The sequence below is a fragment of the Borborobacter arsenicus genome (assembly GCF_003934165.1).
GTDB classification, from domain to species: Bacteria; Pseudomonadota; Alphaproteobacteria; order Rhizobiales; family Rhizobiaceae; genus Pseudaminobacter; species Pseudaminobacter arsenicus.
The window spans coordinates 207,747-229,569 of sequence record NZ_RKST01000006.1; the positions used below are offsets into that span (position 1 = coordinate 207,747).

Sequence of the window (21,823 nt, forward strand, 5' to 3'; positions counted from 1 at the left end):
CGGGCGAGACTAGGCGCGCAATCCTGCCCTCTGCTTAACGCGCCGTCCCTTTCATTTTACGTGCTTAACCGCCGGTAAAGCGGATTACTTGGTGCCGTAGAGCCGGTCGCCGGCATCGCCAAGGCCGGGGATGATATAGCCCTTTTCATTGAGCTGCCGGTCGATCGCCGCCGTATAGACCGGCACGTCGGGATGAGCGGTGGTGAAATGCTCGATCCCTTCCGGCGCGGCGAGCAGGCACAGATAGCGGATATTGGTCGCGCCCCTGCCCTTCAGCTTGTCGATGGCGGCGACAGCGGAATTGGCGGTTGCCAGCATCGGATCGACCACGATGACCAGCCGGTTCTCAAGGTCGCTGGGGGCCTTGAAGAAATACTCGATTGCTTCCAGCGTTTCATGGTCGCGATAGAGCCCGATATGGGCAACGCGTGCTGCCGGGACCAGATCGAGAAGCCCTTCGAGCAGGCCGTTGCCGGCACGCAGGACCGAGGCGAAGACCAGCTTCTTGCCCTCGAGCGTCGGCGCCTCCATCTTTTCGATCGGCGTCTCGATGGTCTTGGTGGTCAATTCGAGGTCGCGCGTCACCTCATAGCCGAGCAGCAGCGAGATTTCGCGGAGCAACCGCCGGAAACTCGCCGTCGATGTCTCCTTGTCCCGCATGATGGTGAGCTTGTGCTGGACAAGCGGATGGTCGACGACGGTGACGCCCATGAAGTCGCTCCTGTATTCTGCTGTTCTCCCGATACTATCGGGCAATGGCCCGCCGAGAAACCGTTTGCAGCCGGCCAATCACAATTTTGTGGCCTGAAGCGGTCCAGCCCTCAAATCCGAAGTCCATCCAGCCGTGCCAGCAGTTGCGCGCGCGTTTTGCGGTCGACGAAAGCGGCCTCGATCGCGGTCCGGGTCAAGGCGTTCAAGGCCTTGTCGCTCATACCGAAATGTTCGGCGGCAATGTCATATTCACGCTTCAGTGTCGTATGGAAAAACGGCGGATCGTCCGAATTGAGGGTGACCTTGCAGCCGACCGCAAGCAGACGCTGAAAGGGGTGGCTTGCGAAACTGTCGAAGACACCGAGCGCAATGTTGGAGCCTGGGCAGCATTCCAGCACCACGCCCTGATCGGCGATGCGGCTGACCAGATCCGGATTTTCGATGGCGCGCACGCCGTGGCCGATGCGTGAAGGACGGATATGGTCGAGCGCTGCCTTCACGCTTTCCCAGCCGGCGAATTCTCCGGCATGGATGGTGATGCCGAGACCGGCCTCGCGGGCAATCTCGAAGGCGCGCACATAGTCTTCCACGTCACCGTGGCGCTCGTCGCCCGCAACGCCAAAACCGGTCACCAGGGGATGGCCGCATTTTGCGGCGAAGCGCGCCGCCGCCTCGATCGACTCCACCCCGAAATGCCGCACGCCGGTCACGATCATCCGGGCCTCGATACCGGTCTTGGCGCGGGCGCGCTCCATGCCCCTGCCCAATGCGTCCGTATAGGCCTGTGGCGACAAGCCCGCCTTGATGGCATGATCCGGCGAGGTGAAGAATTCCGAATAGATGGCGCCGTCGCGCGCCAGGCTGGTCAAATAATGCTCGGCCAGGAGCGCATAATCCTCCTCGGTCCGGAAAAGATCGGAAGCCGCGTCATAGGCTGCAAGAAAGCTGGTGAAATCATGCCAGACATAGGCGCCGTCACGCAGGAAATGCGAAACCTCCCGCCCGTATTTTTGTGCCTGCTTCAACACCAGATCGGGCGTGGCCGCACCTTCGATATGGCAATGGAGCTCGGCTTTCAAAGGCATGCGTTTCCTCGTTTGCTGTTTTAAGAACTGGCTACAACGCAAAGCGCGGCCGATCACCGCGCCTTAAACAATAGCGTCGCCTATTCTGATCGGCTATGGTCCCGCCGGTTTTATGGCGGATCGAAATAATGTCGGAACAACGCACGACCTCTGCTGGCGGCATGGAAACCTCTTATGGGTTCAAGGATGTCGGCCAGGGCGACAAGCAGACGCTGGTCAATGACGTGTTCCATCGCGTCGCCGGCCGCTATGACCTGATGAACGACCTGATGTCGGGAGGCCTGCATCGGCTCTGGAAGGAAGGGCTGGTGTCCTGGCTCAACCCGCCGAAGCGCGCCGGCTGGACCTCTCTCGATGTTGCCGGCGGCACCGGCGACATCGCCTTCCGCATTGTCGAAGCCTCGCACAGGCAGGCGCATGTGACCGTGCTCGACATCAACGGCTCGATGCTCGCCGTTGGACGAGAACGTGCCGAAAAGCGGGGATTGGCTGACAATACCGATTTCGTCGAGGCAAACGCCGAGGAACTGCCTTTCGCCGACAATACGTTCGATGCCTATACGATCGCCTTCGGCATCCGCAACGTGCCGCGCATCGAGACCGCGCTGGCCGAGGCGTTGCGCGTGCTAAAGCCGGGCGGGCGCTTCCTGTGCCTGGAGTTTTCCGAGGTCGACATGCCCATGCTCGACCGCGTCTATGAGGCCTGGTCGTTCAATGCCATTCCGCGTATCGGCCAGGTCGTCACCGGAGACGGCGAACCCTACTCCTATCTGGTCGAATCGATCCGCAAATTCCCCAATCAGGAGAATTTCGCCGCGATGATCCGGCACGCCGGCTTCGGCCGTGTGACCTTCCGCAATTATTCCGGCGGGATCGCAGCCCTGCATTCGGGCTGGAAGCTTTGACAGGCCGGCACGCATGACATCACCCGGTGCTGCATTCCGGCTGTTGCGCGCCGGCTGGATTCTGACGCGCGAGGGCGTCATCTCGGCGCTTCCGGGCGACGAGCTTTCGGGCCTGCCCAGGTTTGGCTGGCGCGTTGCAAGGTTGCTTACCCGCAGGCGCGCCAAGCGGAGGGGACGGCCGGAGCGGCTGGCTGGCGCGGTCGCACGCCTCGGTCCGTCCTATGTCAAGCTCGGGCAGTTCCTGGCCACCCGCCCCGATGTGGTCGGCAACGACATCGCGCTCGATCTGGCACTGCTTCAGGATCGTATGCACACTTTCGGCCTCGAACAGGCGGTACATGCCATAGAAGGCTCGCTCGGCCGGCCGGTCGACATGCTGTTCAGGGACATCGGCGATCCGGTCGCCGCAGCCTCCATCGCGCAGGTCCATCCCGCCGAGGTCATCAATGAAGGCTCCAACACCAAGGTTGCCGTCAAGGTCATAAGGCCGGGCGTGCGCAAGGCCTTCTTCCGCGACCTTGAAAGCTTCTTCCTGGCCGCCCGCCTGCAGGAGAAATACATCCCATCGAGTAGGCGGCTGCGGCCGGTGGAAGTTACCGAAACGCTGGCGCAGACGACGAAGATCGAAATGGATTTGCGGCTGGAGGCAGCCGCGCTTTCGGAAATCGGCGAGAACACGAAGGATGATCCCGGCTTTCGCGTGCCGAAGGTCGATTGGGAGCGCACCGGCCGCGATGTGCTGACCATGGAATGGGTCGATGGCATCAAGATGAGCGACATCGAGGGCCTGCGCGCTGCCGGCCACGATCTGAAAGCCATCGCCTCGACGCTCGTCCAATCCTTCCTGCGCCACACGCTGCGCGACGGCTTCTTCCATGCCGACATGCATCCGGGTAACCTGTTCGTCGAAACCGACGGCACCATCGTCGCGGTCGATCTCGGCATTGCCGGCCGCCTCGGCCGCAAGGAGCGCCGCTTCCTGGCCGAAATCCTCTACGGCTTCATCACGCGTGACTATTTCCGCGTTGCAGAAGTCCATTTCGAAGCCGGCTATGTGCCACGCAAGCACGATGTGTCGGCTTTCGCCCAAGCCATTCGGGCCATTGGCGAGCCGATCCACGGTCAGCCGGCCGAAACCATTTCCATGGCCAAGCTTCTGACGCTACTGTTCGAGGTGACCGAGCTTTTCGACATGCAGACGCGGCCGGAACTCATCCTGCTGCAAAAAACCATGGTCGTGGTCGAGGGCGTGGCGCGCACGCTCGACCCCGCCTTCAATATGTGGAAAACGTCCGAGCCGGTGGTTGGAAACTGGATAGCCGGCAATCTCGGCCCTCGCGGCCTGCTGATGGACGCACGCGAAGGCATCAGCGCCTTGGTTTCGCTTGCCCGGCAGGCCCCCGATCTGGCCGCACGGACGGAGCGGCTGTCGCGCGAGATCGACCGCATGGCCGAACATGGCTTGCGTTTCGACGAGGCCACCGCCCATGCCATCGGCAAGGCCGAAGCGCGCCACGCACGCTCGGGCCGTCTCGCTCTTTGGGTCATTGCCCTGACGCTGCTGTGGATCGGGTGGGGACTGGCGTGACTGTCAGCGACTGCGTTGCCGTGCGTTGAAGCCTTTACGCTCTTGGACTAACTTTAAAAAGTGAATGCCCCTGCAAAGTGAGAATTCCATGGGTGCCCTTGCCATTCGCAACCTCGATGAGCGTATAAAGCAGGCGCTGCGCCAACGCACCGCCTCCTGCTTTTCAAGGGCGACGGTTTCACCCACACAGAAGTCGAAACGGCGCTGAAGCCGGCTACAGGCACACCATGACCCTATCCGGAAAGCGTATTCTCCTGATCATCGGCGGCGGCATCGCGGCCTATAAGTCGCTCGACCTCATCCGCAGGCTGCGCGAGCGCGGCGCGGTGGTGCGCTGTGTGATGACGGACGCCGCGCAGCAATTCATCACGCCGCTGTCGGTCGGCGCGCTCAGTGCCGACCAGGTCTTCACCGATCTGTTCGACCATCGCTCCGAACATGATATCGGCCATATCCGCCTGTCGCGCGAGGCGGATCTGGTGGTCGTCGCTCCGGCATCGGCTGACCTGATGGCAAAGCTCGCCGCCGGCCTTGCCAATGATCTCGCCTCCGCAACCTTGCTCGCAACCGACAAGAAAGTGCTGATGGCCCCGGCGATGAACCCGAAAATGTGGGCGCATCCGGCCACCAGGCGCAATCGTGCCACGCTGGAAAAGGACGGCATCCTTTTCGTCGGACCCAGCAAAGGGGAAATGGCCGAAAGCGGCGAAGCTGGCGAGGGCCGCATGGCTGAGCCGCTGGACATCGTGGCAGCGACCGAGGCGCATTTCGACACACGCAAGGGACCGCTGGCAGGGCGGAAGATCATAGTCACCTCCGGCCCGACGCATGAGCCGATCGACCCGGTACGCTATATCGCCAACCGGTCTTCCGGAAAGCAGGGGCATGCCGTCGCGGCTGCGCTGGCAAAGCTGGGGGCGGATGTAAGGCTCGTCTCCGGCCCGGTGGCGATTGCCGATCCGGCCGGCGTCAGCGTCTCCCATGTCGAAAGCGCCCGAGAGATGCGGGATGCGGTCGAGAGCCTCCTTCCTGCGGATGCGGCAGTCTTCGTCGCCGCCGTCGCCGATTGGCGGACAGAAAGATCTGCGGCCGAGAAGATCAAGAAGGCGCCAGGAAATGCGGCCCCTTCTTTGCAGATGGTGGAGAACCCCGACATCCTTGCCGGTATCGGCCACCATGCAAACCGTCCCTATCTGGTGGTCGGCTTCGCCGCCGAAACGCAGAATGTGGTCGCCAATGCGCAGGCCAAGCTGAAGAAGAAGGGCGCCGATTTCATCGTTGCCAATGACGTGTCGCATGAAGGCGGCGTCATGGGCGGGGACCGCAACCGCGTGCGAATCGTTTCGGCGGGCGGCGTAGAGGAGTGGCCCGAGATGAGCAAGGAGGATGTCGCCGAAAGATTGGCGGCGCTGATTGCCGAGCGGCTGAAGACGATCACGGTATAAGGATGCCGGCAAAACTGTGTAGCGGTTTTGCCTGAAAAGAAGCCGGGCTGGAACCTAACCGCGACCTTTGCGTATTATCCGGAGCGCCGCACAACCCCTGTCTGCGTTCATGATGACGCGGCGGCGGCGCCGATATAGTCTTGCAAGGGTGATTTGCGTTCCTGTGCCGCGTTCGAGCGGGCGAGAGCCCAAGATGGATTTTTCAACCGAGGAGGCAAGAATGGACGTCAATGGCGTAGGCTGGCTGGCGGCGATCATCATCGGCGGCATCGCCGGCTGGCTGGCGGAACAATTCATGAAGAGCAATATGGGTTTGCTCATGAACATCGTATTAGGCATCGTCGGCGCCGTGGTCCTGAACGCCATTCTGGCGGCGTTGAACATGGGCTTCACCGGCTGGCTTGCCTATCTCATTATCGGTTTCGTCGGCGCCTGTATCCTGATTGCGCTCGGGCGGATGGTACGCCGCTAGGCTCCGCAGGAGCTCACCCTTCAATCCGCAAGGAAAGCCGCCTTATGAAAGGCGGCTTTTTCTTTTGTAGCATGGTCAATTGACATCGCTAACCGCTGGAATAAACCGGGCCTACCATCCGGGAGAGAGCCATGAGCGAAGCCTATATCTGCGACTATATCCGCACACCTATCGGCCGCTTCGGCGGTGTGCTCGCTGGCGTGCGGGCGGACGACCTTGCTGCCATTCCCCTGAACGCGCTGACGAAGCGCAACGCCAAGGTCGATTGGGACGCTGTGGACGAGGTGATACTTGGTTGCGCGAACCAGGCTGGAGAGGACAATCGCAATGTCGCTCGCATGGCGCTGCTTCTGGCCGGCCTGCCACAAGGCGTGCCGGGTACCACCATCAACCGCCTGTGCGGCTCGGGTATGGACGCAATCATCGCAGCGGCCCGCGCCATCCGAGCCGGCGAGATCGAGCTTGCGATTGCAGGCGGCGTCGAATCAATGTCGCGCGCACCTTTCGTGCTGCCCAAGGCCGAAAGCGCTTTTTCGCGCCATGGCGAAATCCATGACACAACCATCGGCTGGCGTTTCGTCAACCCGCTGATGAAAGCCCAATATGGTATCGATTCGATGCCCGAGACGGCCGAGAATGTCGCGGCCGAATTTGGTGTATCGCGGGCTGATCAGGACGCCTTCGCGCTGCGTTCGCAGAGCCGCGCAGGCGTCGCGATGGAGAACGGCCGGCTGGCGAAGGAGATCACGCCGGTTACGATAAGGCAGCGCAAGGGCGATCCTATAGTCGTCGCGCAGGACGAGCATCCGCGGCCGCAAACCACGATACAGGCCCTTGCCAAACTGTCGGCGCCCTTCCGCGAAGGCGGCAGCGTCACGGCAGGCAATGCCTCTGGAGTCAATGACGGAGCGGCAGCCCTCATCATCGCATCCGCTGCTGCTGCCAAGCGCTTCGGCCTGACGCCGATCGCGCGCATACTTGGCGGCGCCACCGCCGGCGTAGCTCCGCGCATCATGGGCATGGGGCCGGTTCCCGCCACGCGCAAACTTTGCGCCAGGCTCGGGCTGACGCCGCAGGATTTCGACATTGTCGAGCTCAACGAGGCCTTCGCCGCCCAGGGCATCGCCGTGCTGCGCGAACTCGGCATCGACGAGGACGCGGCCCATATCAATCCCAATGGCGGGGCGATCGCGCTTGGTCATCCGCTTGGCATGTCGGGGGCCCGCATCACCGGAACGGCGGCACTGGAACTGCAATTGCGCCGGGTGAAGCGGTCGCTTTCGACCATGTGCATCGGGGTCGGCCAAGGCATTGCTATCGCTCTGGAGCGCGTGTAGGCGGCATCACAACAGCCAGAGCCGCAGGCCATAGGCGACTGCGGCCGTGACCAGCACGCCGGCAAGCCAGAGCCCGACGAACCAGGCAAGCTGGCTAAAGAGCCGGCGGTCGCCGCGCTCCGGCATCAGTGATGGCCCGTTTCCGGGTCGACCTTGCCGCGGAACACCCAATAGGCATAGGCCGTATAGGCAAGGATGATCGGGACAAGGATCGCCACGCCAACGAGCATGAAAATCTGGCTGGAGCGCGGTGCCGCCGCCTGCCAGATCGTGACCTGCCCTGGCACGACATAAGGAAAGATGCTGACGCCGAGCCCGACGAAGCAGAGGAAGAACAGCGCCAGCGTCAAGATGAAGGGCAGATAGTCGTGGCGGGCTGCCAGGCTCTTGAAAAAGAAGAAGGTGATCGCAACAACGGCGAGCGGCACGGGTGCGGTCAGCACGATGCCTGGCCAGGCGAACCAGCGTTCGAAATAGGAAGCCTCCAGAAACGGCGTGGCAAGGCTGACCGCGACGATGAAGCCTAGCGTGGCGAGGCCGAAAAGCCGCGTCATGGCGAAGGCCTTCTCCCGTAGCGCGCCCGTCGTCTTCATCACCGTCCAGGCCGCACCAAGCAGCGTGTAGCCGGTGGCAACGGCAAGCCCGGTAAGCAGCGTGAAGGGCGTCAGCCAATCCCACCAGCCGCCGCCATAGGCGCGGCCCGACACGGCAATGCCCTGCAAGATGGCGCCGAGGATGATGCCCTGGCACAGCGCCGCCGCCAGCGAGCCGGTAAAGAAGGCGATATCCCAGATGAAGCGCGCTCGCTGCGTACGCCAGCGGAATTCAAAGGCGACACCGCGGAACACCAGACCGAGCAGCATGATGATGGCGGGCATGTAGATCGCCGGCATGATGATCGCATAGGCGAGCGGGAAGGCCGCAAACAGCGCGCCACCGCCAAGCACCAGCCAGGTCTCGTTACCATCCCAGACGGGCGCCACGGAGTTCATCATCACGTCGCGGTCATGGTGCTGCGGAAACAGCGGGAACAGGATGCCGACACCGAGATCGAAACCATCCATAACCACATAGGCAAAGACGGCAAAGGCGATGATGAAGGCCCAGATGGTTGCAAGGTCGAATTCGACGCCCATCACATCAGCCCTCCTTGCCGTGGCCGGCATGCAGGGCCTGCGCGGGCGTCAGCCCGGCGGCGCGCACCGGCTCGTCTTCGGTCAGGCCTTCCTCGCCGGGATGCGGGGCGGCCGCCATCAGCCGCAAAATGTAGAACATGCCGGCGGCAAAGACCGCGAAATAGACGATGACAAAGGCAATCAGCGATGTCGCCACCGCAGGCGCAGCCAGCGGCGAAACGGAATCGGCCGTGCGTAACAGACCATAGACCGTATAGGGCTGGCGCCCGACTTCCGTGGTGATCCAGCCGGCCAGTACCGCCACGAAACCTGCCGGCCCCATGGCGAGCGCAAACCCATGAAACCAGACGGTATCATGGAGCGCGCCGCGCCAGCGCAGCACCAGACTTGCGGCGCCGAGTAGGATCATCAGCGTGCCGAGCCCAACCATGATGCGGAACGACCAGAATATGACAGGCACATAGGGCCAGTCTGCCCGCTCGATCGTATCGAGGCCGGCGAGCGGTGCGTCGAGCGCGTGCTTCAGGATCAGCGAGGACGCCTTCGGGATTTCGATGGAATAGCGCACCGTGGCCGCTTCCTGATCCGGCAGGCCGAACAGAATCAATGGGGCACCGTCGGGATGGCTCTGATAATGGCCTTCCATGGCCATCACCTTGGCCGGCTGATGCTCCAGCGTGTTGAGTCCGTGTAGATCGCCGACGACAAGCTGGATCGGCGCGACGATTGCCGCCATCCACATCGCCATGGAAAACATGACACGGCTTTCCTCTTTCGCCTTGCCGCGCAGGAAGTGGAATGCGGCGACCGCGCCCACCACCAGGGCCGTGGTGAGATAGGCGGCAATGACCATATGAACCAGGCGATAGGGGAAGGAGGGGTTGAAGATGATCGCCCACCAATCCACCGGCACGAATTGCCCGACCTCGTTGATGGCGTGGCCGGTCGGGGTCTGCATCCAGGAATTGGTGCTCAATATCCAGAAGGCCGAGAAGAAGGTGCCCAGTGCAACCAGCAAAGTGGCGGTGAAATGCAGGCCCTTGCCGACACGGCCCATGCCGAACAGCATTACCCCAAGGAAGCCGGCTTCGAGGAAGAAGGCGGTCAGTACCTCATAGGCCATGAGCGGCCCGACGACCGCACCGGCCTTGTCGGAAAACGCCGACCAGTTGGTGCCGAACTGGTAGGACATCACCACGCCCGACACGACGCCCATGCCGAAGGCGACGGCGAAGATCTTCAGCCAGTATTTGAAGAGATTGAGATAGGCGGCCTTTCCGGTCCACAGCCACAGTCCCTCAAGCACGGCAAGATAGCTCGCCAGCCCGATGGAAAAGGCCGGGAAAATGATGTGGAAGGACATTGTGAAGGCAAACTGCAGCCGGGCAAGCATTACCGGATCGAAGGCGTCGAGCATCGGCAGTCATCCTCTGCATCAATCCCACGCCTTCGCACGGCAAGTGCTCCGCAGGCGCGTCGCTCCTTCCATATAAGGCAGATCGCCGCCGTGGCGATGACAGGAAATGGAGAAGGCCGGATAGATTGGTCGCACGCGCGATTTTGTCGCGACGAAATGGGCGCCGGAATCGCTATTCGGAAATGTGCTTGAGACCGATCAGGAACACGGTGGCGGCAGTGCCTGCTTCAATATGCAGCTTTGCCGGCGCGTTTTCGAGATGAAGCGTATCGCTAGCGGAAAGTATCGCGACCTCGCCATCGATATCGATTCGAACCGTTCCGGCAGGACAGAAGATCAACAGTTCGCCGGCTTCGGCGACAAGCTCAGTGTTGCCGCTGACTGCCAGCCGCCGCATGCGATGGGAAACCCGCGCTCGCCGCGTCATGATGTTGAGATCAGTGACTTCACCGCCGACGAGCGCGGCGCTGGTGGGCGCATCGCCCGGAAAAGCAAGCGGTTGCGACGCTGTGGTCAAAGTCACCGGCGCCATGCCCTCGATCGTCAATTCAAGGCCATCGCCGTCCAGCACCGCAAGCGTGCGGTCGACGCCCGCAAAGGTCGAGAATGGGCCGCCGGCAGCCACAAGCGCCATGGAAAGCCGCCAGTCGAAATCCTCGATGCCGGCGGCGGTAGGCGAGACGGCGATCTCCGTCGTCTCGCCGCCGCCATTCTTCCACGGCATTTTGCGGCAGTCGGCAGCACGGATGATGAGCATCAGCCAAGGATGCCGGGCAGGTTGAGGCCATGCTCCTTGGCGCAGTCGATGGCGATGTCGTAGCCGGCATCGGCATGGCGCATGACGCCGGTGGCCGGATCGTTCCACAGCACCCGCTCGATGCGCCGCGCGGCATCTTCGGTGCCGTCGCAGACGATGACCATGCCCGAATGCTGCGAGAAGCCCATACCGACGCCGCCGCCATGATGCAGCGACACCCAGGTTGCGCCCGATGCGGTGTTGAGCAGCGCGTTGAGCAGCGGCCAGTCGGACACGGCGTCCGAGCCATCCTGCATGGCTTCGGTCTCGCGGTTGGGCGAGGCGACCGAGCCGGAATCGAGGTGGTCGCGGCCGATCACCACCGGCGCCTTCAACTCGCCCTTGGCGACCATCTCGTTGAAGGCAAGGCCGAGGCGATGGCGGTCGCCGAGACCAACCCAGCAGATGCGCGCCGGCAGGCCCTGGAAATGGATGCGCTCCTTGGCCATGTCGAGCCAGTTATGCAGATGCTTGTTGCCGGGCGTCAGTTCCTTGACCTTGGCGTCGGTCTTGTAGATGTCCTCCGGATCGCCCGACAGTGCCGCCCAGCGGAACGGGCCGATGCCGCGGCAGAACAGCGGGCGGATATAGGCCGGCACGAAGCCCGGAAAATCGAAAGCGTTGTCGACACCTTCCTCCTTGGCCATCTGGCGGATATTGTTGCCGTAATCGACGGTGGGAATCCCCATCTTATGAAAGTCGAGCATGGCCCTCACATGGGTCGCCATGGACGCCCGGGCAGCCTTGTCGACAGCCTTCGGATCGCGCTCGCGCTTTTCCTCCCATTCGGCGACCGTCCAGCCCTTGGGCAGATAGCCGTTGACGGGGTCGTGCGCGGAGGTCTGGTCGGTCACGGCATCGGGCTTGACCCCACGACGCACCAGTTCGGGGAAGATATCGGCAGCATTGCCGAGCAGCGCGACCGAGATCGCCTTCTTCTCCTTGCAGGCCTTGTCGATGATGGCGAGCGCATCGTCGAGGTCCTTGGCCTGGACATCGACATAGCCGGTCTTCAGCCGCATCTCGATACGGCTTGCCTGGCATTCGACGGCAAGGCAGGAGGCACCTGCCATGGTGGCGGCCAGCGGCTGCGCACCGCCCATGCCGCCAAGGCCGGCAGTCAGGATCCACCGACCCGACAGATCGCCATTGTAGTGCTGCCGGCCAAGCTCGACGAAGGTCTCGTAAGTGCCCTGCACGATGCCCTGCGAGCCGATATAGATCCAGGAGCCGGCCGTCATCTGGCCGTACATCATCAGGCCCTTTCTATCGAGCTCGTTGAAATGGTCCCAATTGGCCCAATGCGGCACCAGGTTGGAATTGGCGATCAGCACGCGCGGGGCATTCGCATGCGTCCGGAACACGCCGACCGGCTTGCCTGACTGGACGAGCAGGGTCTGATCGGCCTCCAGCTGCTGCAGCGCGCCAACGATGCGATCGAAGCTTTCCCAGTTGCGGGCCGCGCGGCCGATGCCGCCATAGACCACCAACTCGCCCGGCTTTTCGGCAACCATCGGGTCGAGATTGTTCATCAGCATCCTGAGCGGCGCTTCGGTCAGCCAGTTCTTGGCAGTGAGTTCGGTACCGGTGGCGGCGCGGATGGTGCGCGAATTGTCGATGCGAGTGTACTGGGTCATGTGAGAGCTCCGACGACTATGTTCTTTGCTGGGCGAAAACTTTCCCTATTGGGATTGTTACGCCGTTCCTGCTCCCTCACCCGACTCGCTGCGTGAGCCGCGCTCTTCCCCATCGGGGAGAAGGCAGCCCGAAGAGCCGGATAAGGGGAAAATTCATGGGTCATCCGTTGCGCGCCCAATCGAGTGCGGCCTGGAGGATATCCGTGAGCGTCTTGCGCATGGGCGCGGCGAATTCCGGATCGTAAGGCACCGGCCAGTTGTCGGCGTTCACCGGTCCGGGTCGCTCGCGCATATAGCCACGGCAGGACAGTTCCATCTGCAGTGCATGCACGCCCGTTTCCGGCTTGCCGAAATTGCGGGTGATGAAGCCACCCTTGAAGCGACCGTTGACGACATGGCTGTGGCCGGTGCCGGCGATGATGTCGGTTACCAGCTTCTGCAGCACCGGTTCGGCGCTGGCGCCGCTGTTGGTGCCGAGGTTGAAGATCGGCAGTTCGCCATCGAACAGTCTCGGGATCGCCGAGCGGATCGAGTGGCAGTCATAGAGCACGACCTTTTCATGTGCCCTGCGCAACAGCGCCAGCTCCTCGGCCAGTGCCGCATGGTAGGGCTCGAAATAGGTTTTTCGCCGCTCGGCAATTTCTTCTGCGCCCGGCGCCTGCCCGTCGCGGTAAAGCGGATCGCCGTCGAAGGTGGTGGTCGGGCAAAGCTCCGTCGTCGCTTGCCCCGGATAGAGCGAGACGCCCGACGGGTCGCGGTTGACGTCGATCACCGTGCGCGAAATAGCCGTATGCACCACCGTCGCGCCAAGGCCGGCTGCGAAGTCGTAGAGCTTGTCTACCCACCAGTCGCAATCGCGCTGCCCGAGCCAGCGCGAGACGAGGCGACCTTCCAGACCGGCAAGATCGGTTCCGGTATGCGGCAGGCTGACCACGAGGGGTGCATCACCGCGCGCGACGGTGAGCCAGGGCGTGCTCATCGTGCATCTCCTGCGATTGCGGGAAGCGGCACCGCATTTGCCGCCGTGACCAGCGCGCCTTCGCGCACCAGCGCGATCGCCTTTTCCATATCCGGATGGAAATGCCGATCTTCATCGAGATGCGGCACCTTTTCCCGCAACAGCTGGCGCACGGCCTCAAGCGGCGCGCTGGAGGCGAGCGGCGCGTGGAAGTCGCAGCCTTGTGCGGCGGCAAGAAGCTCGATGCCGAGCACCGCGGCGGCGTTCTCGACCATGCCGAGCAGCCGGCGGGCGCCATGGGCGGCCATCGAGACATGGTCTTCCTGATTGGCCGATGTCGGAATGGAATCGACGCTTGCCGGATAGGCCTTCTGCTTGTTTTCCGAAACCAGCGCGGCGGCCGTTACCTGCGGGATCATGAAGCCAGAATTCAACCCCGGCTTCGGCGTCAGGAAGGCCGGCATGCCCGAAAGTGCCGGGTCCACCAGCATGGCGATGCGCCGCTCGGCCAGTGAGCCGATCTCGCAAACGGCCAGCGCGATCATGTCGGCGGCAAAGGCCACCGGCTCGGCGTGGAAATTTCCACCCGAAAGTGCGGTGCCGTCTTCGGCGAAGATGAGCGGGTTGTCGGTGACGCCATTGGCCTCGGTTTGAAGCGTCTCGGCCGCCTGGCGCAGCACGGTGAGAGCGGCACCCATCACCTGCGGCTGGCAGCGCAGGCAGTAAGGGTCCTGTACGCGCTCATCGCCGACGCGGTGGCTTTCACGAATGGCGCTGCCCGCCATCAGGGCGCGCAACGCATCGGCGGTGTCGATCTGGCCCTGGTGCCTGCGCAGGCGGTGGATGCGCGGATCAAATGGCGCGTCCGAGCCCTTGGCCGCATCGGTCGCCAGCGCGCCGGTGACCAGTGCCGAATGATAGAGGTTTTCGGCTTCGAACAGCGAGGCCAGCGCATAGGCGGTCGAGAACTGCGTGCCATTGAGCAGCGCCAGCCCTTCCTTGGGGCCGAGCGTCAGCGGCTCCAGCCCATGCGAGACAAAGGCCACCTTGGCCGGAAACCTTCCATGCGGGGTGAAGCAATCGCCGACCCCGATCATCGCGGCTGTCATATGCGACAAGGGCGCGAGATCGCCGGAAGCACCGACCGAACCCTGCGCCGGGACGACGGGAATGACGTCGGCCGCCAGCATCGCCTCCAGCAAGGCGGTCGTTTCCGGCCGCACGCCGGAAGCGCCCTGCGCCAGGCTCGCAAGCTTCAGCGCCATCATCAGCCGGGCGACAGCCTGCGGCATCGGCTCGCCGACACCGGCGGCATGGCTGAGCACGATATTGCGCTGCAGGGTTTCGAGGTCGGCCGTTTCGATGCGTACGGTCGAGAGCTTGCCGAAGCCGGTGTTGATGCCGTAGACGGGCTCGCCCTTGGCGACGATCTTCGCCACCGCATCCGCGCCGGCGCGGATCTTTGCCTCGCAACTCTTGTGCAGTTTAGGCACGGCACCGCGATAGATGGCGCGCCAATCGGCCAACGTCGCTTCGCCGGGATTCAGGATGATTTCGGTCATTGTCCCCTCCAGACACGGGAATAAAGCGGGTTGAACCCCATTCGGTAGACGAGCTCGGCGGGACGCTCGATGTCCCAGATCGCAAGATCCGCCCATTTGCCGGCCTCGAGCGTGCCGGTCTCGCCTAACAATCCTAGCGCGCGCGCCGCCTCGCGGGTCAGGCCCAGAAGACATTCTTCAACCGTCATGCCGAACAGTGTCGCCGCCATGTTCATGGTCAGAAGCAGCGAGGTGAGCGGCGAAGTGCCGGGATTGTTGTCGGTCGCCAGCGCCATTTTTGTGCCGTGGCGGCGGAAAAGATCGACCGGCGGCTTCTTCGTCTCGCGAATGAAATAGAAGGCGCCCGGCAGGATCACCGCAACCGTGCCGGCACTGGCCATCGCCTGCGCACCGGCCTCGTCTGTATATTCGAGATGATCGGCCGACAGCGCACCATAGCGTGCGGCAAGCGCCGCACCATGAAGGTTGGAAAGCTGGTCGGCATGCAGCTTGACCGGCAACCCGGCTGCCTTGGCCGCATCGAAAACCCGTGCGATCTGGTCGGGCGAAAAGGCCAGCCCTTCGCAAAAGCCGTCAACGGCGTCGGCCAGCCCTTCGGCGGCGATGGAAGGAAGCATCTCCCGGACGACACGGTCAATATAGCCATCCTTGTCGCCATTGGCCTCCGGCGGCAGCGCATGGGCGCCGAGAAAGCTGGTGCGCACCGTCACCGGTCGTTCGTCACCGAGTCTGCGGGCGGCACGCAGGGATTTCGCCTCGTTCTCCAGATCGAGGCCATAGCCCGACTTCAGCTCGATGGTGGTGACGCCTTCAGCCAGCAGCGCATCGAGCCGCGGCAGCGATTGGCGCACCAGTTCGTCCTCGCTTGCCTCCCTCAGGGCCTTCACCGACGAGACGATGCCGCCACCGGCCCGCGCCACTTCCTCATAGCTGGCACCGGCAAGCCGCATCTCGAATTCGTTGGCGCGGTCTCCCGCATGCACCAGATGGGTGTGGCAGTCGATCAGGCCGGGCGTGATCCAGCGGCCTTCGCAATCGATGCACTCGGCGCCCGCTGAAAGGTCCGAAGGCAGCTCCGCCTGCGGTCCGGCAAAGGCGATGCGGCCGTCCTTGGCCACGACTGCAGCGTTTTCGATGATGCCGAGGCCGGCAAGCTGCGGCGACATCGTCGCAAGCCTGGCATTGCGCCAGACAGTTTTCCGCCCTTGCACTCTTCCCTGCCTATCCATCACTTTTCCATTTCAATTGCCGCCTCTTATGTATATACATATTGGCGAAAGACGCAAGTGGAGCCGATGGTGAATTTTACCATCCCAAGGGAGAAAGAGCGTGACGACGATTTTTGCTGAGCAAGCCCTTCTGCCCCAAGGGTGGTGTGCCAATGTCCGCATCGGCATCGAGGCCGGCCGCATAGCCAGCGTCCAAGAGACTGTTTTACCTGTTGCTGGGGATGAGCGGCATGCGATCCTGCTGCCGGCCATGCCCAATCTGCACAGCCACGCCTTCCAGCGCGGCATGGCCGGACTGGCGGAGACACGCGGCCCCGGCACCGACAGCTTCTGGAGCTGGCGCGAGGTTATGTATCGCTTCGCGCTGTCGATGACGCCGCAACAGGTCGAGGCGGTGGCCGCCCAGCTTTATGTCGAGATGTTGGAGGCCGGCTTTTCGCGCGTCGGCGAATTCCATTATCTCCACCACGACCTCGATGGCGGGCACTATGCCGACATTGCCGAGATGGCCGTTCGCATCGCCGCGGCAGCGCATCGCACCGGCATCGGCCTCACCCTGCTGCCGGTCTTTTATGCGCATTCCGGCTTTGGCGGTGCCGCGCCGACAGAAGGGCAGCGCCGCTTCATCAACGACATCGAAAGCTTCGGCCGGCTGCTTGAGGGGTGCCGCCATGCGGTGAAGGACCTGCCCGGCGCCATCGTCGGTGTCGCGCCGCACAGCCTGCGTGCCGTCACTCCGCAGGAACTGTCGACCGTAGCCGCGATGACGGATGCGCCTATCCACATCCATGTCGCCGAGCAGGTCAAGGAGGTAGAGGACTGCATTTCCTGGTCGGGCACGCGGCCGGTCGAATGGCTGCTTACCAATTGCGAGGTCGATGCGCGCTGGTGCCTGATCCACGCCACCCACATGACGGAGCGCGAAACCATCGCCATGGCGAAAAGCGGTGCCATTGCCGGCCTTTGCCCGATCACCGAAGCCAATCTCGGCGACGGGACCTTCCCCGCGTCCTTGTTCATGCAAGATGGCGGCCGCTTCGGCATCGGCTCGGACTCCAATGTGCTGATCGGCATTGCGGACGAACTGCGGCAACTGGAATATTCGCAGCGCCTGTTCCACCGGCAGCGCAACGTGCTGGCCGCGCCCAGAAGCTCCAATGGCCGGGCACTGTTCGACGCGGCGCTGAACGGCGGCGCGCAGGCGCTGGGTGCTGGTGACGCGGGACTAGCCGCCGGTGCCGCCGCTGACTTCGTCTCGCTGCGGGCAGACCATCCCACGCTGTCCGGCAAAACCGGCAACGGCATTCTCGATGCCTGGATCTTTGCCGGCGGCTCCCAGGTCGATTGCGTCTGGGCCCATGGCAGGAAATGTGTCGCCGAGGGTCGTCATTTTCTGCGCGACACCATTGCCCAAGACTTCCGAAACGTGATGATGGAACTGACTGCCGGCTGACTCGGCACCAAGAGCATGACCTGGATGATGCGATGAACAAGATGGAAACGGTAGAGGAACGCGAGGCGATGTCGCTTCATCAGCGTATCCTTGCCGATATAAGCGAGCGCATCCTCTCTGGCGAATGGGCACCGGGACACCGTGTCCCGTTCGAATATGAGCTGGCGCAGCAATATGGTTGCTCGCGCATGACCGTGAACAAGGCGCTGTCGCAACTTGCCAAGGCCGGGCTGATCGAGCGCCGCCGCCGGTCGGGCAGTTTTGTGCGCCGCCCGCAATCGCAGGCTGCGGTTCTGGAAATCCATGACATCAAGGTCGAGGTGCAGGCACTCGGCCTGCCTTACAGCTATGCGCTGATTTCGCGCCAGAAGCGCAAGAGCACCGCAGATGACCGCGTCTTGCTGGACCTGAAGCAGTCAACGCCGGTGCTGGACCTTACATGCCTGCATCGCGCCGGTGCCCGCCCCTTTTGCCTGGAACAACGGCTGATCAGCCTGACCGCTGTGCCGGAAGCGGCGGATGAGTCTTTTGAAGAGGCGGCGCCCGGTCCCTGGCTGGTCGGCCATGTGCCATGGAGCACGGCCGAGCATCGCATCCGCGCCACGGCAGCAGGTGAGGAGGTCGCAGCCGCGCTCGAGATCGAGGCCGGAGCAGCCTGTCTTGCCGTGGAGCGCCGGACCTGGAGCGCGGATCACCCCGTAACCCAGGTCCGTTTCACCTATCCAGGCGACAGCCATATGCTGGTGGCGCGGTTCACGCCTTCTGACGGAAGTTGAGCACCAGCTGAGGAACTACACAGGCGGCGTACCGTTTTCGGCAAGCACGGCACCGGCAAGATAGAGTGAGCCGCCGATCAATATGCGCGGCGGCGGTTCGCGATGATCCCATGTATCGCGCAGCAGCATCAATGCCGCGGCTACCGAGCTGACCGGTTCGGCCGACAGCCCCGCTTCGATGGCCCTTGCCGCCAGTTCCGAATTCGCCACGCTGGACTCGCTGAAACTTACCGGCACCGTGTAGACATGGCGCGCAATGCCGTGGAAGGCACGGAAATAGCCGGTCTGGTCCTTGGTGTTGATCATGCCGCAGATCAGGAACAACGGCCTCGCGACCTTTTCCTCCTGCTCCGCAAGCGCCTCCGCCACCACAAGGCCGGCGCCGGGATTGTGGCCGCCGTCAAGCCAGACATCGGCACCGGCCGGCGCAAGGTCGAGCAGCGAACCGGCGGGCAGGCGCTGCATCCTGCCTGGCCAACTGACAGTGATCATGGCGCGGTCGGCTGCCTGCTCGCCAAGATTGAAGCCTGCCGCCTTCACGCCGGCGATTGCGGCGGCGGCATTGGCATATTGATGGCGGCCCGGCAGGCGTGGCGGCGACAGATCCATCAAGCCGGACTCATCCTGGTAGATCATTCTTCCATGTTCCTCGACCGCCAGGAAGTCCTGCCCATAGAGGGTGAACGGGCAGCCGAGCCGCCCAGCGGTTTCGATCAGAACGTCCCTGGCCGCGGCGGCTTCCTGGGCACCTATGACGACAGGGCATCCCGGCTTGATGATGCCGGCCTTTTCGGCGGCAATCAGCTCGACCCGGTCGCCAAGATAGGCTTCATGGTCGAGCGAAACCGGCATGATGATCGATACCGCCGATTTGCGGATGACATTGGTGGCATCGAAGCGGCCGCCGAGGCCGACCTCGATGACGGCGACATCAGCCGGATACTCCGAAAAGAGCAGGAACATAACGGTGCTCAATATCTCGAAAACCGTGATCGTCTCGCCCCGATTGGCTTCCGCCGCGCGCGAAATCGCATCCGCCAGCACATCGTCGGCAACGAACCGGCCGCCGCCTTCGGCTGCGAGGCGGTAGCGTTCGTGCCAGTTGACCAGGTGGGGCGAGGTGTGGACATGGACGCGATAGCCCGCCGCCTCCAGCAGCGCACGCGAGAAGGCGGCTGCCGAGCCCTTGCCATTGGTTCCGGCGATGTGGATCACCGGCGGCAACCGGTCCTGGGGATTGCCAAGACGTTCGAGCAGACGCAAAATCCGATCCAGCGAAAGGTCGAAACCCTTCGGGTGCAGCGCCATCAGGCGCTCGATTTCGCGGTCGGCCAGAAGGGTGGACATCAACGGCTCCTCCCCGGAGCAAAAGATATCAGGCGATCCGCAAAAAATCACGGAACCTGTCCTGAACATCGTCCTGAAAAGCCGGCAACGGCTTTCGCAGGAACGACGCGATTCTGAAAGGTTGCGCCGCCGCACAATGATGCACCCTGGACCAAAGTGCGCGGGAAAAAAATGCGGCGCTGGTTTGTTTTACGCCGGTGGGCGATGTTGTGCCACCGCAATCGCCGGCGACAAGATTTCCGGCTCCGGTTCTTCGGCAGTCACCGGTTCCTTCATCAAGATTTTCAGCAGCCGGGCAATGGTCGCCTTCAGCTCAAGGCGCGAGACGACCATGTCCACCATGCCATGGTCCATCAGATATTCGGCGCGCTGGAAGCCGTCCGGCAACTTCTCCCGGATCGTCTGTTCGATCACGCGGGGGCCGGCAAAGCCGATCAGCGCACCGGGCTCGGCGATATGAACATCGCCCAGCATGGCATAGGAGGCGGTGACACCGCCCGTCGTCGGATTGGTCAGCACAACGATATAGGGCAGGCCCGCCTCCTTCAGGCGATCGACCGCAACCGTCGTGCGCGGCAACTGCATCAGCGACAAAATGCCTTCCTGCATGCGTGCACCGCCGGAAGCGGCAAAGAGCACAAGCGACCGGCGCTTCTTCAGCGCCGTATCGAAGGCATGGATGATGGCATCGCCTGCCGCCATACCGAGCGAGCCACCCATGAAGGCGAAATCCTGGACGGTGGCGACAACCGGCAGGCCCTCGATCGTGCCCGTGGCATTCAGGATCGCATCGTCCATGCCGGTCTTGGTCCGGGCGTCCTTGAGCCGGTCGACATAGCGTTTTTCATCGCGGAATTTCAGCGGATCGACCACGACCTTGGGGTTGTCGAGCGTTTCGAACCTGCCCCCGTCGAAGAAGAATTTCAACCTCTCCCTGGCTGAAATCTTCATGTGATGACCCGAAGAAGGGATGACGTACTGGTTTTCCTCCAGATCCTTGTGGAAGACCATCTCGCCGCTCTCCGGATCCTTGATCCAGAGATTTTCGGGCATTTCCCGCCGGCCAAGCATCGAGTTGATCTTCGGGCGGACGAAGTTGGTGATCCAGTTCATGACGTCTTTCCCTGTGATGTCGAAGACATGGGAGTTCTATGGGGCGACAGCAAGGCGGGAGGCGCGCACGCCGTCTGCCAATTCGCCGACCAGTGCAGCCACAGCCTCGACCGGATCGGCGCTGGTGTCGGCAACAACATTGACGATGGCCGTTCCGACCACCACACCATCCGCCGAAGCGCCGATCACGCGGGCCTGTTCGGCGGTCTTGACGCCGAAGCCGACGCAGACGGGCAGGTCGGTATGGCTCTTGATGCGGGTGACGGCAGCAGAAACCTCGGTCGTGTTCGACAGCGCCGAACCGGTAATGCCGGTCATCGATACATAATAGACAAAACCGGAGGTGTTTTCGAGCACCTTGGGCAGGCGCTTGTCGTCCGTCGTGGGCGTTGCGAGGCGGATGAAATTCACCCCTGCCTTCAATGCCGGCAGGCACAGTTCAGCATCCATCTCGGGCGGCAGATCAACCACGATGAGCCCGTCAATGCCGGCCTCGACGGCATCGGCCAGGAACCGCTCGACACCATAGATATAGATCGGATTGTAATAGCCCATCAGGACGATCGGTGTTTCATCGTCGTCGCGGCGGAAGTCGCGCGCCATCTGCAGCGTCTTCTTCAGCGTCTGCCCGGCTTTCAGCGAGCGCAAGGCCGCTGCCTGGATGGCCGGACCATCGGCCATCGGATCGGAAAACGGCATGCCGAGTTCGATGACGTCGCTGCCAGAGCGGGCAAGCGTCTTCATGACGGCGACCGAGGTATCATAATCCGGGTCGCCGCCCATGAAATAAGTGACCAGCGCCGGCCGGCCTTCGGCCTTGAGCTTGTCGAAACGGCGATCGATACGGGTGCTCATC

20 protein-coding genes are annotated in these 21,823 nt (G+C 62.9%); 7 read left to right on the plus strand and 13 right to left on the minus strand.

What is annotated here, in order from left to right; genetic code table 11:
• Positions 1–84: 84 nt before the first annotated feature.
• On the minus strand, positions 85–711 hold the full coding sequence (upp, locus tag EET67_RS11690) for a uracil phosphoribosyltransferase (protein ID WP_128626350.1): 627 nt from the start codon (positions 709–711) through the stop codon (positions 85–87).
• A 110-nt stretch (positions 712–821) separates the two neighbouring features.
• Complete coding sequence (locus tag EET67_RS11695) at positions 822–1,796, minus strand: adenosine deaminase (protein ID WP_128626351.1); 975 nt, start codon at positions 1,794–1,796, stop codon at positions 822–824.
• 128 nt (positions 1,797–1,924) lie between these two features.
• Between EET67_RS11695 and ubiE the strand changes: the two genes are divergently transcribed.
• The 5 genes from ubiE (at position 1,925) to pcaF (ending at position 7,543) form a co-directional block, all read left to right on the plus strand.
• Entirely contained in the window at positions 1,925–2,701 is a 777-nt protein-coding gene (ubiE, locus tag EET67_RS11700; protein ID WP_128626352.1) for a bifunctional demethylmenaquinone methyltransferase/2-methoxy-6-polyprenyl-1,4-benzoquinol methylase UbiE, read from the plus strand.
• A 13-nt stretch (positions 2,702–2,714) separates the two neighbouring features.
• Complete coding sequence (gene ubiB / locus EET67_RS11705) at positions 2,715–4,289, plus strand: 2-polyprenylphenol 6-hydroxylase (protein WP_128626353.1); 1,575 nt, start codon at positions 2,715–2,717, stop codon at positions 4,287–4,289.
• A gap of 227 nt (positions 4,290–4,516) precedes the next feature.
• Positions 4,517–5,734: a bifunctional phosphopantothenoylcysteine decarboxylase/phosphopantothenate--cysteine ligase CoaBC gene (coaBC, locus tag EET67_RS11710; RefSeq protein ID WP_128626354.1), complete on the plus strand. Its 1,218-nt coding sequence runs from the start codon at positions 4,517–4,519 to the stop codon at positions 5,732–5,734.
• A gap of 220 nt (positions 5,735–5,954) precedes the next feature.
• Positions 5,955–6,206, plus strand: a complete 252-nt coding sequence (locus tag EET67_RS11715; RefSeq protein WP_128626355.1) for a GlsB/YeaQ/YmgE family stress response membrane protein — start codon at positions 5,955–5,957, stop codon at positions 6,204–6,206.
• 131 nt (positions 6,207–6,337) lie between these two features.
• Positions 6,338–7,543 carry a 3-oxoadipyl-CoA thiolase gene (gene pcaF, locus EET67_RS11720; RefSeq protein ID WP_128626356.1) on the plus strand — a complete coding sequence of 402 codons (1,206 nt, stop codon included), beginning with the start codon at positions 6,338–6,340 and terminating at the stop codon, positions 7,541–7,543.
• Between the two features lie 6 nt (positions 7,544–7,549).
• On the opposite strand, the gene EET67_RS11725 is transcribed toward pcaF, so the two are convergent.
• The 8 genes from EET67_RS11725 to hutI form a co-directional block, all read right to left on the minus strand.
• A complete protein-coding gene (locus EET67_RS11725) occupies positions 7,550–7,669 on the minus strand; it encodes a DUF2474 domain-containing protein (RefSeq protein WP_128626357.1) in 120 nt (39 codons plus the stop codon).
• The gene (cydB, locus tag EET67_RS11730) at positions 7,669–8,679 is read right to left on the minus strand and encodes a cytochrome d ubiquinol oxidase subunit II (protein WP_128626358.1); all 1,011 of its coding nucleotides are present in this window, start codon (positions 8,677–8,679) and stop codon (positions 7,669–7,671) included. Before cydB ends, EET67_RS11725 begins: the two co-directional genes overlap by 1 nt.
• A gap of 4 nt (positions 8,680–8,683) precedes the next feature.
• On the minus strand, positions 8,684–10,096 hold the full coding sequence (locus tag EET67_RS11735; protein WP_128626359.1) for a cytochrome ubiquinol oxidase subunit I: 1,413 nt from the start codon (positions 10,094–10,096) through the stop codon (positions 8,684–8,686).
• Positions 10,097–10,268: 172 nt separating this feature from the next.
• Complete coding sequence (locus EET67_RS11740) at positions 10,269–10,853, minus strand: HutD/Ves family protein (RefSeq protein WP_128626360.1); 585 nt, start codon at positions 10,851–10,853, stop codon at positions 10,269–10,271.
• A complete protein-coding gene (gene hutU / locus EET67_RS11745) occupies positions 10,853–12,529 on the minus strand; it encodes a urocanate hydratase (protein ID WP_128626361.1) in 1,677 nt (558 codons plus the stop codon). Before hutU ends, EET67_RS11740 begins: the two co-directional genes overlap by 1 nt.
• 160 nt (positions 12,530–12,689) lie before the next feature.
• Positions 12,690–13,508 (minus strand): N-formylglutamate deformylase, encoded by an 819-nt coding sequence (hutG, locus tag EET67_RS11750; RefSeq protein WP_128626362.1) that lies wholly within the window; start codon positions 13,506–13,508, stop codon positions 12,690–12,692.
• Positions 13,505–15,049 (minus strand): histidine ammonia-lyase, encoded by a 1,545-nt coding sequence (gene hutH, locus EET67_RS11755; RefSeq protein WP_128626363.1) that lies wholly within the window; start codon positions 15,047–15,049, stop codon positions 13,505–13,507. The genes hutG and hutH overlap by 4 nt, the downstream gene beginning before the upstream one ends.
• On the minus strand, positions 15,046–16,278 hold the full coding sequence (hutI, locus tag EET67_RS11760) for an imidazolonepropionase (protein ID WP_128626364.1): 1,233 nt from the start codon (positions 16,276–16,278) through the stop codon (positions 15,046–15,048). The genes hutH and hutI overlap by 4 nt, the downstream gene beginning before the upstream one ends.
• Before the next feature lie 100 nt (positions 16,279–16,378).
• On the opposite strand from hutI, the gene EET67_RS11765 reads away from it, so the two are divergent.
• Together EET67_RS11765 and hutC are read left to right on the plus strand one after the other, a co-directional pair.
• Positions 16,379–17,731 (plus strand): formimidoylglutamate deiminase, encoded by a 1,353-nt coding sequence (locus tag EET67_RS11765; protein ID WP_128626365.1) that lies wholly within the window; start codon positions 16,379–16,381, stop codon positions 17,729–17,731.
• 32 nt (positions 17,732–17,763) lie between these two features.
• Positions 17,764–18,507 (plus strand): histidine utilization transcriptional repressor HutC, encoded by a 744-nt coding sequence (gene hutC / locus EET67_RS11770; RefSeq protein ID WP_128626366.1) that lies wholly within the window; start codon positions 17,764–17,766, stop codon positions 18,505–18,507.
• A 15-nt stretch (positions 18,508–18,522) separates the two neighbouring features.
• Here the strand turns inward: hutC and EET67_RS11775 are convergent, their stop codons facing one another.
• The 3 genes from EET67_RS11775 to trpA all read right to left on the minus strand — a co-directional run bounded on the left by EET67_RS11775 (position 18,523) and on the right by trpA (position 21,822).
• Positions 18,523–19,854 carry a bifunctional folylpolyglutamate synthase/dihydrofolate synthase gene (locus EET67_RS11775; protein WP_128626367.1) on the minus strand — a complete coding sequence of 444 codons (1,332 nt, stop codon included), beginning with the start codon at positions 19,852–19,854 and terminating at the stop codon, positions 18,523–18,525.
• 189 nt (positions 19,855–20,043) lie between these two features.
• On the minus strand, positions 20,044–20,967 hold the full coding sequence (gene accD, locus EET67_RS11780; protein WP_128626368.1) for an acetyl-CoA carboxylase, carboxyltransferase subunit beta: 924 nt from the start codon (positions 20,965–20,967) through the stop codon (positions 20,044–20,046).
• 36 nt (positions 20,968–21,003) lie between these two features.
• Entirely contained in the window at positions 21,004–21,822 is an 819-nt protein-coding gene (gene trpA, locus EET67_RS11785) for a tryptophan synthase subunit alpha (RefSeq protein WP_128626369.1), read from the minus strand.
• Between the last annotated feature and the right edge of the window lies 1 nt (position 21,823).

Excerpts from the sequence above, each read along its gene's own strand:
- upp (WP_128626350.1), bottom strand. The coding sequence starts at position 711 with ATGGGCGTCACCGTCGTCGACCATCCGCTTGTCCAGCACAAGCTCACC.
- EET67_RS11695 (WP_128626351.1), bottom strand. The coding sequence starts at position 1,796 with ATGCCTTTGAAAGCCGAGCTCCATTGCCATATCGAAGGTGCGGCCACG.
- ubiE (WP_128626352.1), top strand. The coding sequence starts at position 1,925 with ATGTCGGAACAACGCACGACCTCTGCTGGCGGCATGGAAACCTCTTAT.
- ubiB (WP_128626353.1), top strand. The coding sequence starts at position 2,715 with ATGACATCACCCGGTGCTGCATTCCGGCTGTTGCGCGCCGGCTGGATT.
- coaBC (WP_128626354.1), top strand. The coding sequence starts at position 4,517 with ATGACCCTATCCGGAAAGCGTATTCTCCTGATCATCGGCGGCGGCATC.
- EET67_RS11715 (WP_128626355.1), top strand. The coding sequence starts at position 5,955 with ATGGACGTCAATGGCGTAGGCTGGCTGGCGGCGATCATCATCGGCGGC.
- pcaF (WP_128626356.1), top strand. The coding sequence starts at position 6,338 with ATGAGCGAAGCCTATATCTGCGACTATATCCGCACACCTATCGGCCGC.
- EET67_RS11725 (WP_128626357.1), bottom strand. The coding sequence starts at position 7,669 with ATGCCGGAGCGCGGCGACCGCCGGCTCTTTAGCCAGCTTGCCTGGTTC.
- cydB (WP_128626358.1), bottom strand. The coding sequence starts at position 8,679 with ATGGGCGTCGAATTCGACCTTGCAACCATCTGGGCCTTCATCATCGCC.
- EET67_RS11735 (WP_128626359.1), bottom strand. The coding sequence starts at position 10,096 with ATGCTCGACGCCTTCGATCCGGTAATGCTTGCCCGGCTGCAGTTTGCC.
- EET67_RS11740 (WP_128626360.1), bottom strand. The coding sequence starts at position 10,853 with ATGCTCATCATCCGTGCTGCCGACTGCCGCAAAATGCCGTGGAAGAAT.
- hutU (WP_128626361.1), bottom strand. The coding sequence starts at position 12,529 with ATGACCCAGTACACTCGCATCGACAATTCGCGCACCATCCGCGCCGCC.
- hutG (WP_128626362.1), bottom strand. The coding sequence starts at position 13,508 with ATGAGCACGCCCTGGCTCACCGTCGCGCGCGGTGATGCACCCCTCGTG.
- hutH (WP_128626363.1), bottom strand. The coding sequence starts at position 15,049 with ATGACCGAAATCATCCTGAATCCCGGCGAAGCGACGTTGGCCGATTGG.
- hutI (WP_128626364.1), bottom strand. The coding sequence starts at position 16,278 with ATGGATAGGCAGGGAAGAGTGCAAGGGCGGAAAACTGTCTGGCGCAAT.
- hutC (WP_128626366.1), top strand. The coding sequence starts at position 17,764 with ATGAACAAGATGGAAACGGTAGAGGAACGCGAGGCGATGTCGCTTCAT.
- EET67_RS11775 (WP_128626367.1), bottom strand. The coding sequence starts at position 19,854 with ATGTCCACCCTTCTGGCCGACCGCGAAATCGAGCGCCTGATGGCGCTG.
- accD (WP_128626368.1), bottom strand. The coding sequence starts at position 20,967 with ATGAACTGGATCACCAACTTCGTCCGCCCGAAGATCAACTCGATGCTT.
- trpA (WP_128626369.1), bottom strand. The coding sequence starts at position 21,822 with ATGAGCACCCGTATCGATCGCCGTTTCGACAAGCTCAAGGCCGAAGGC.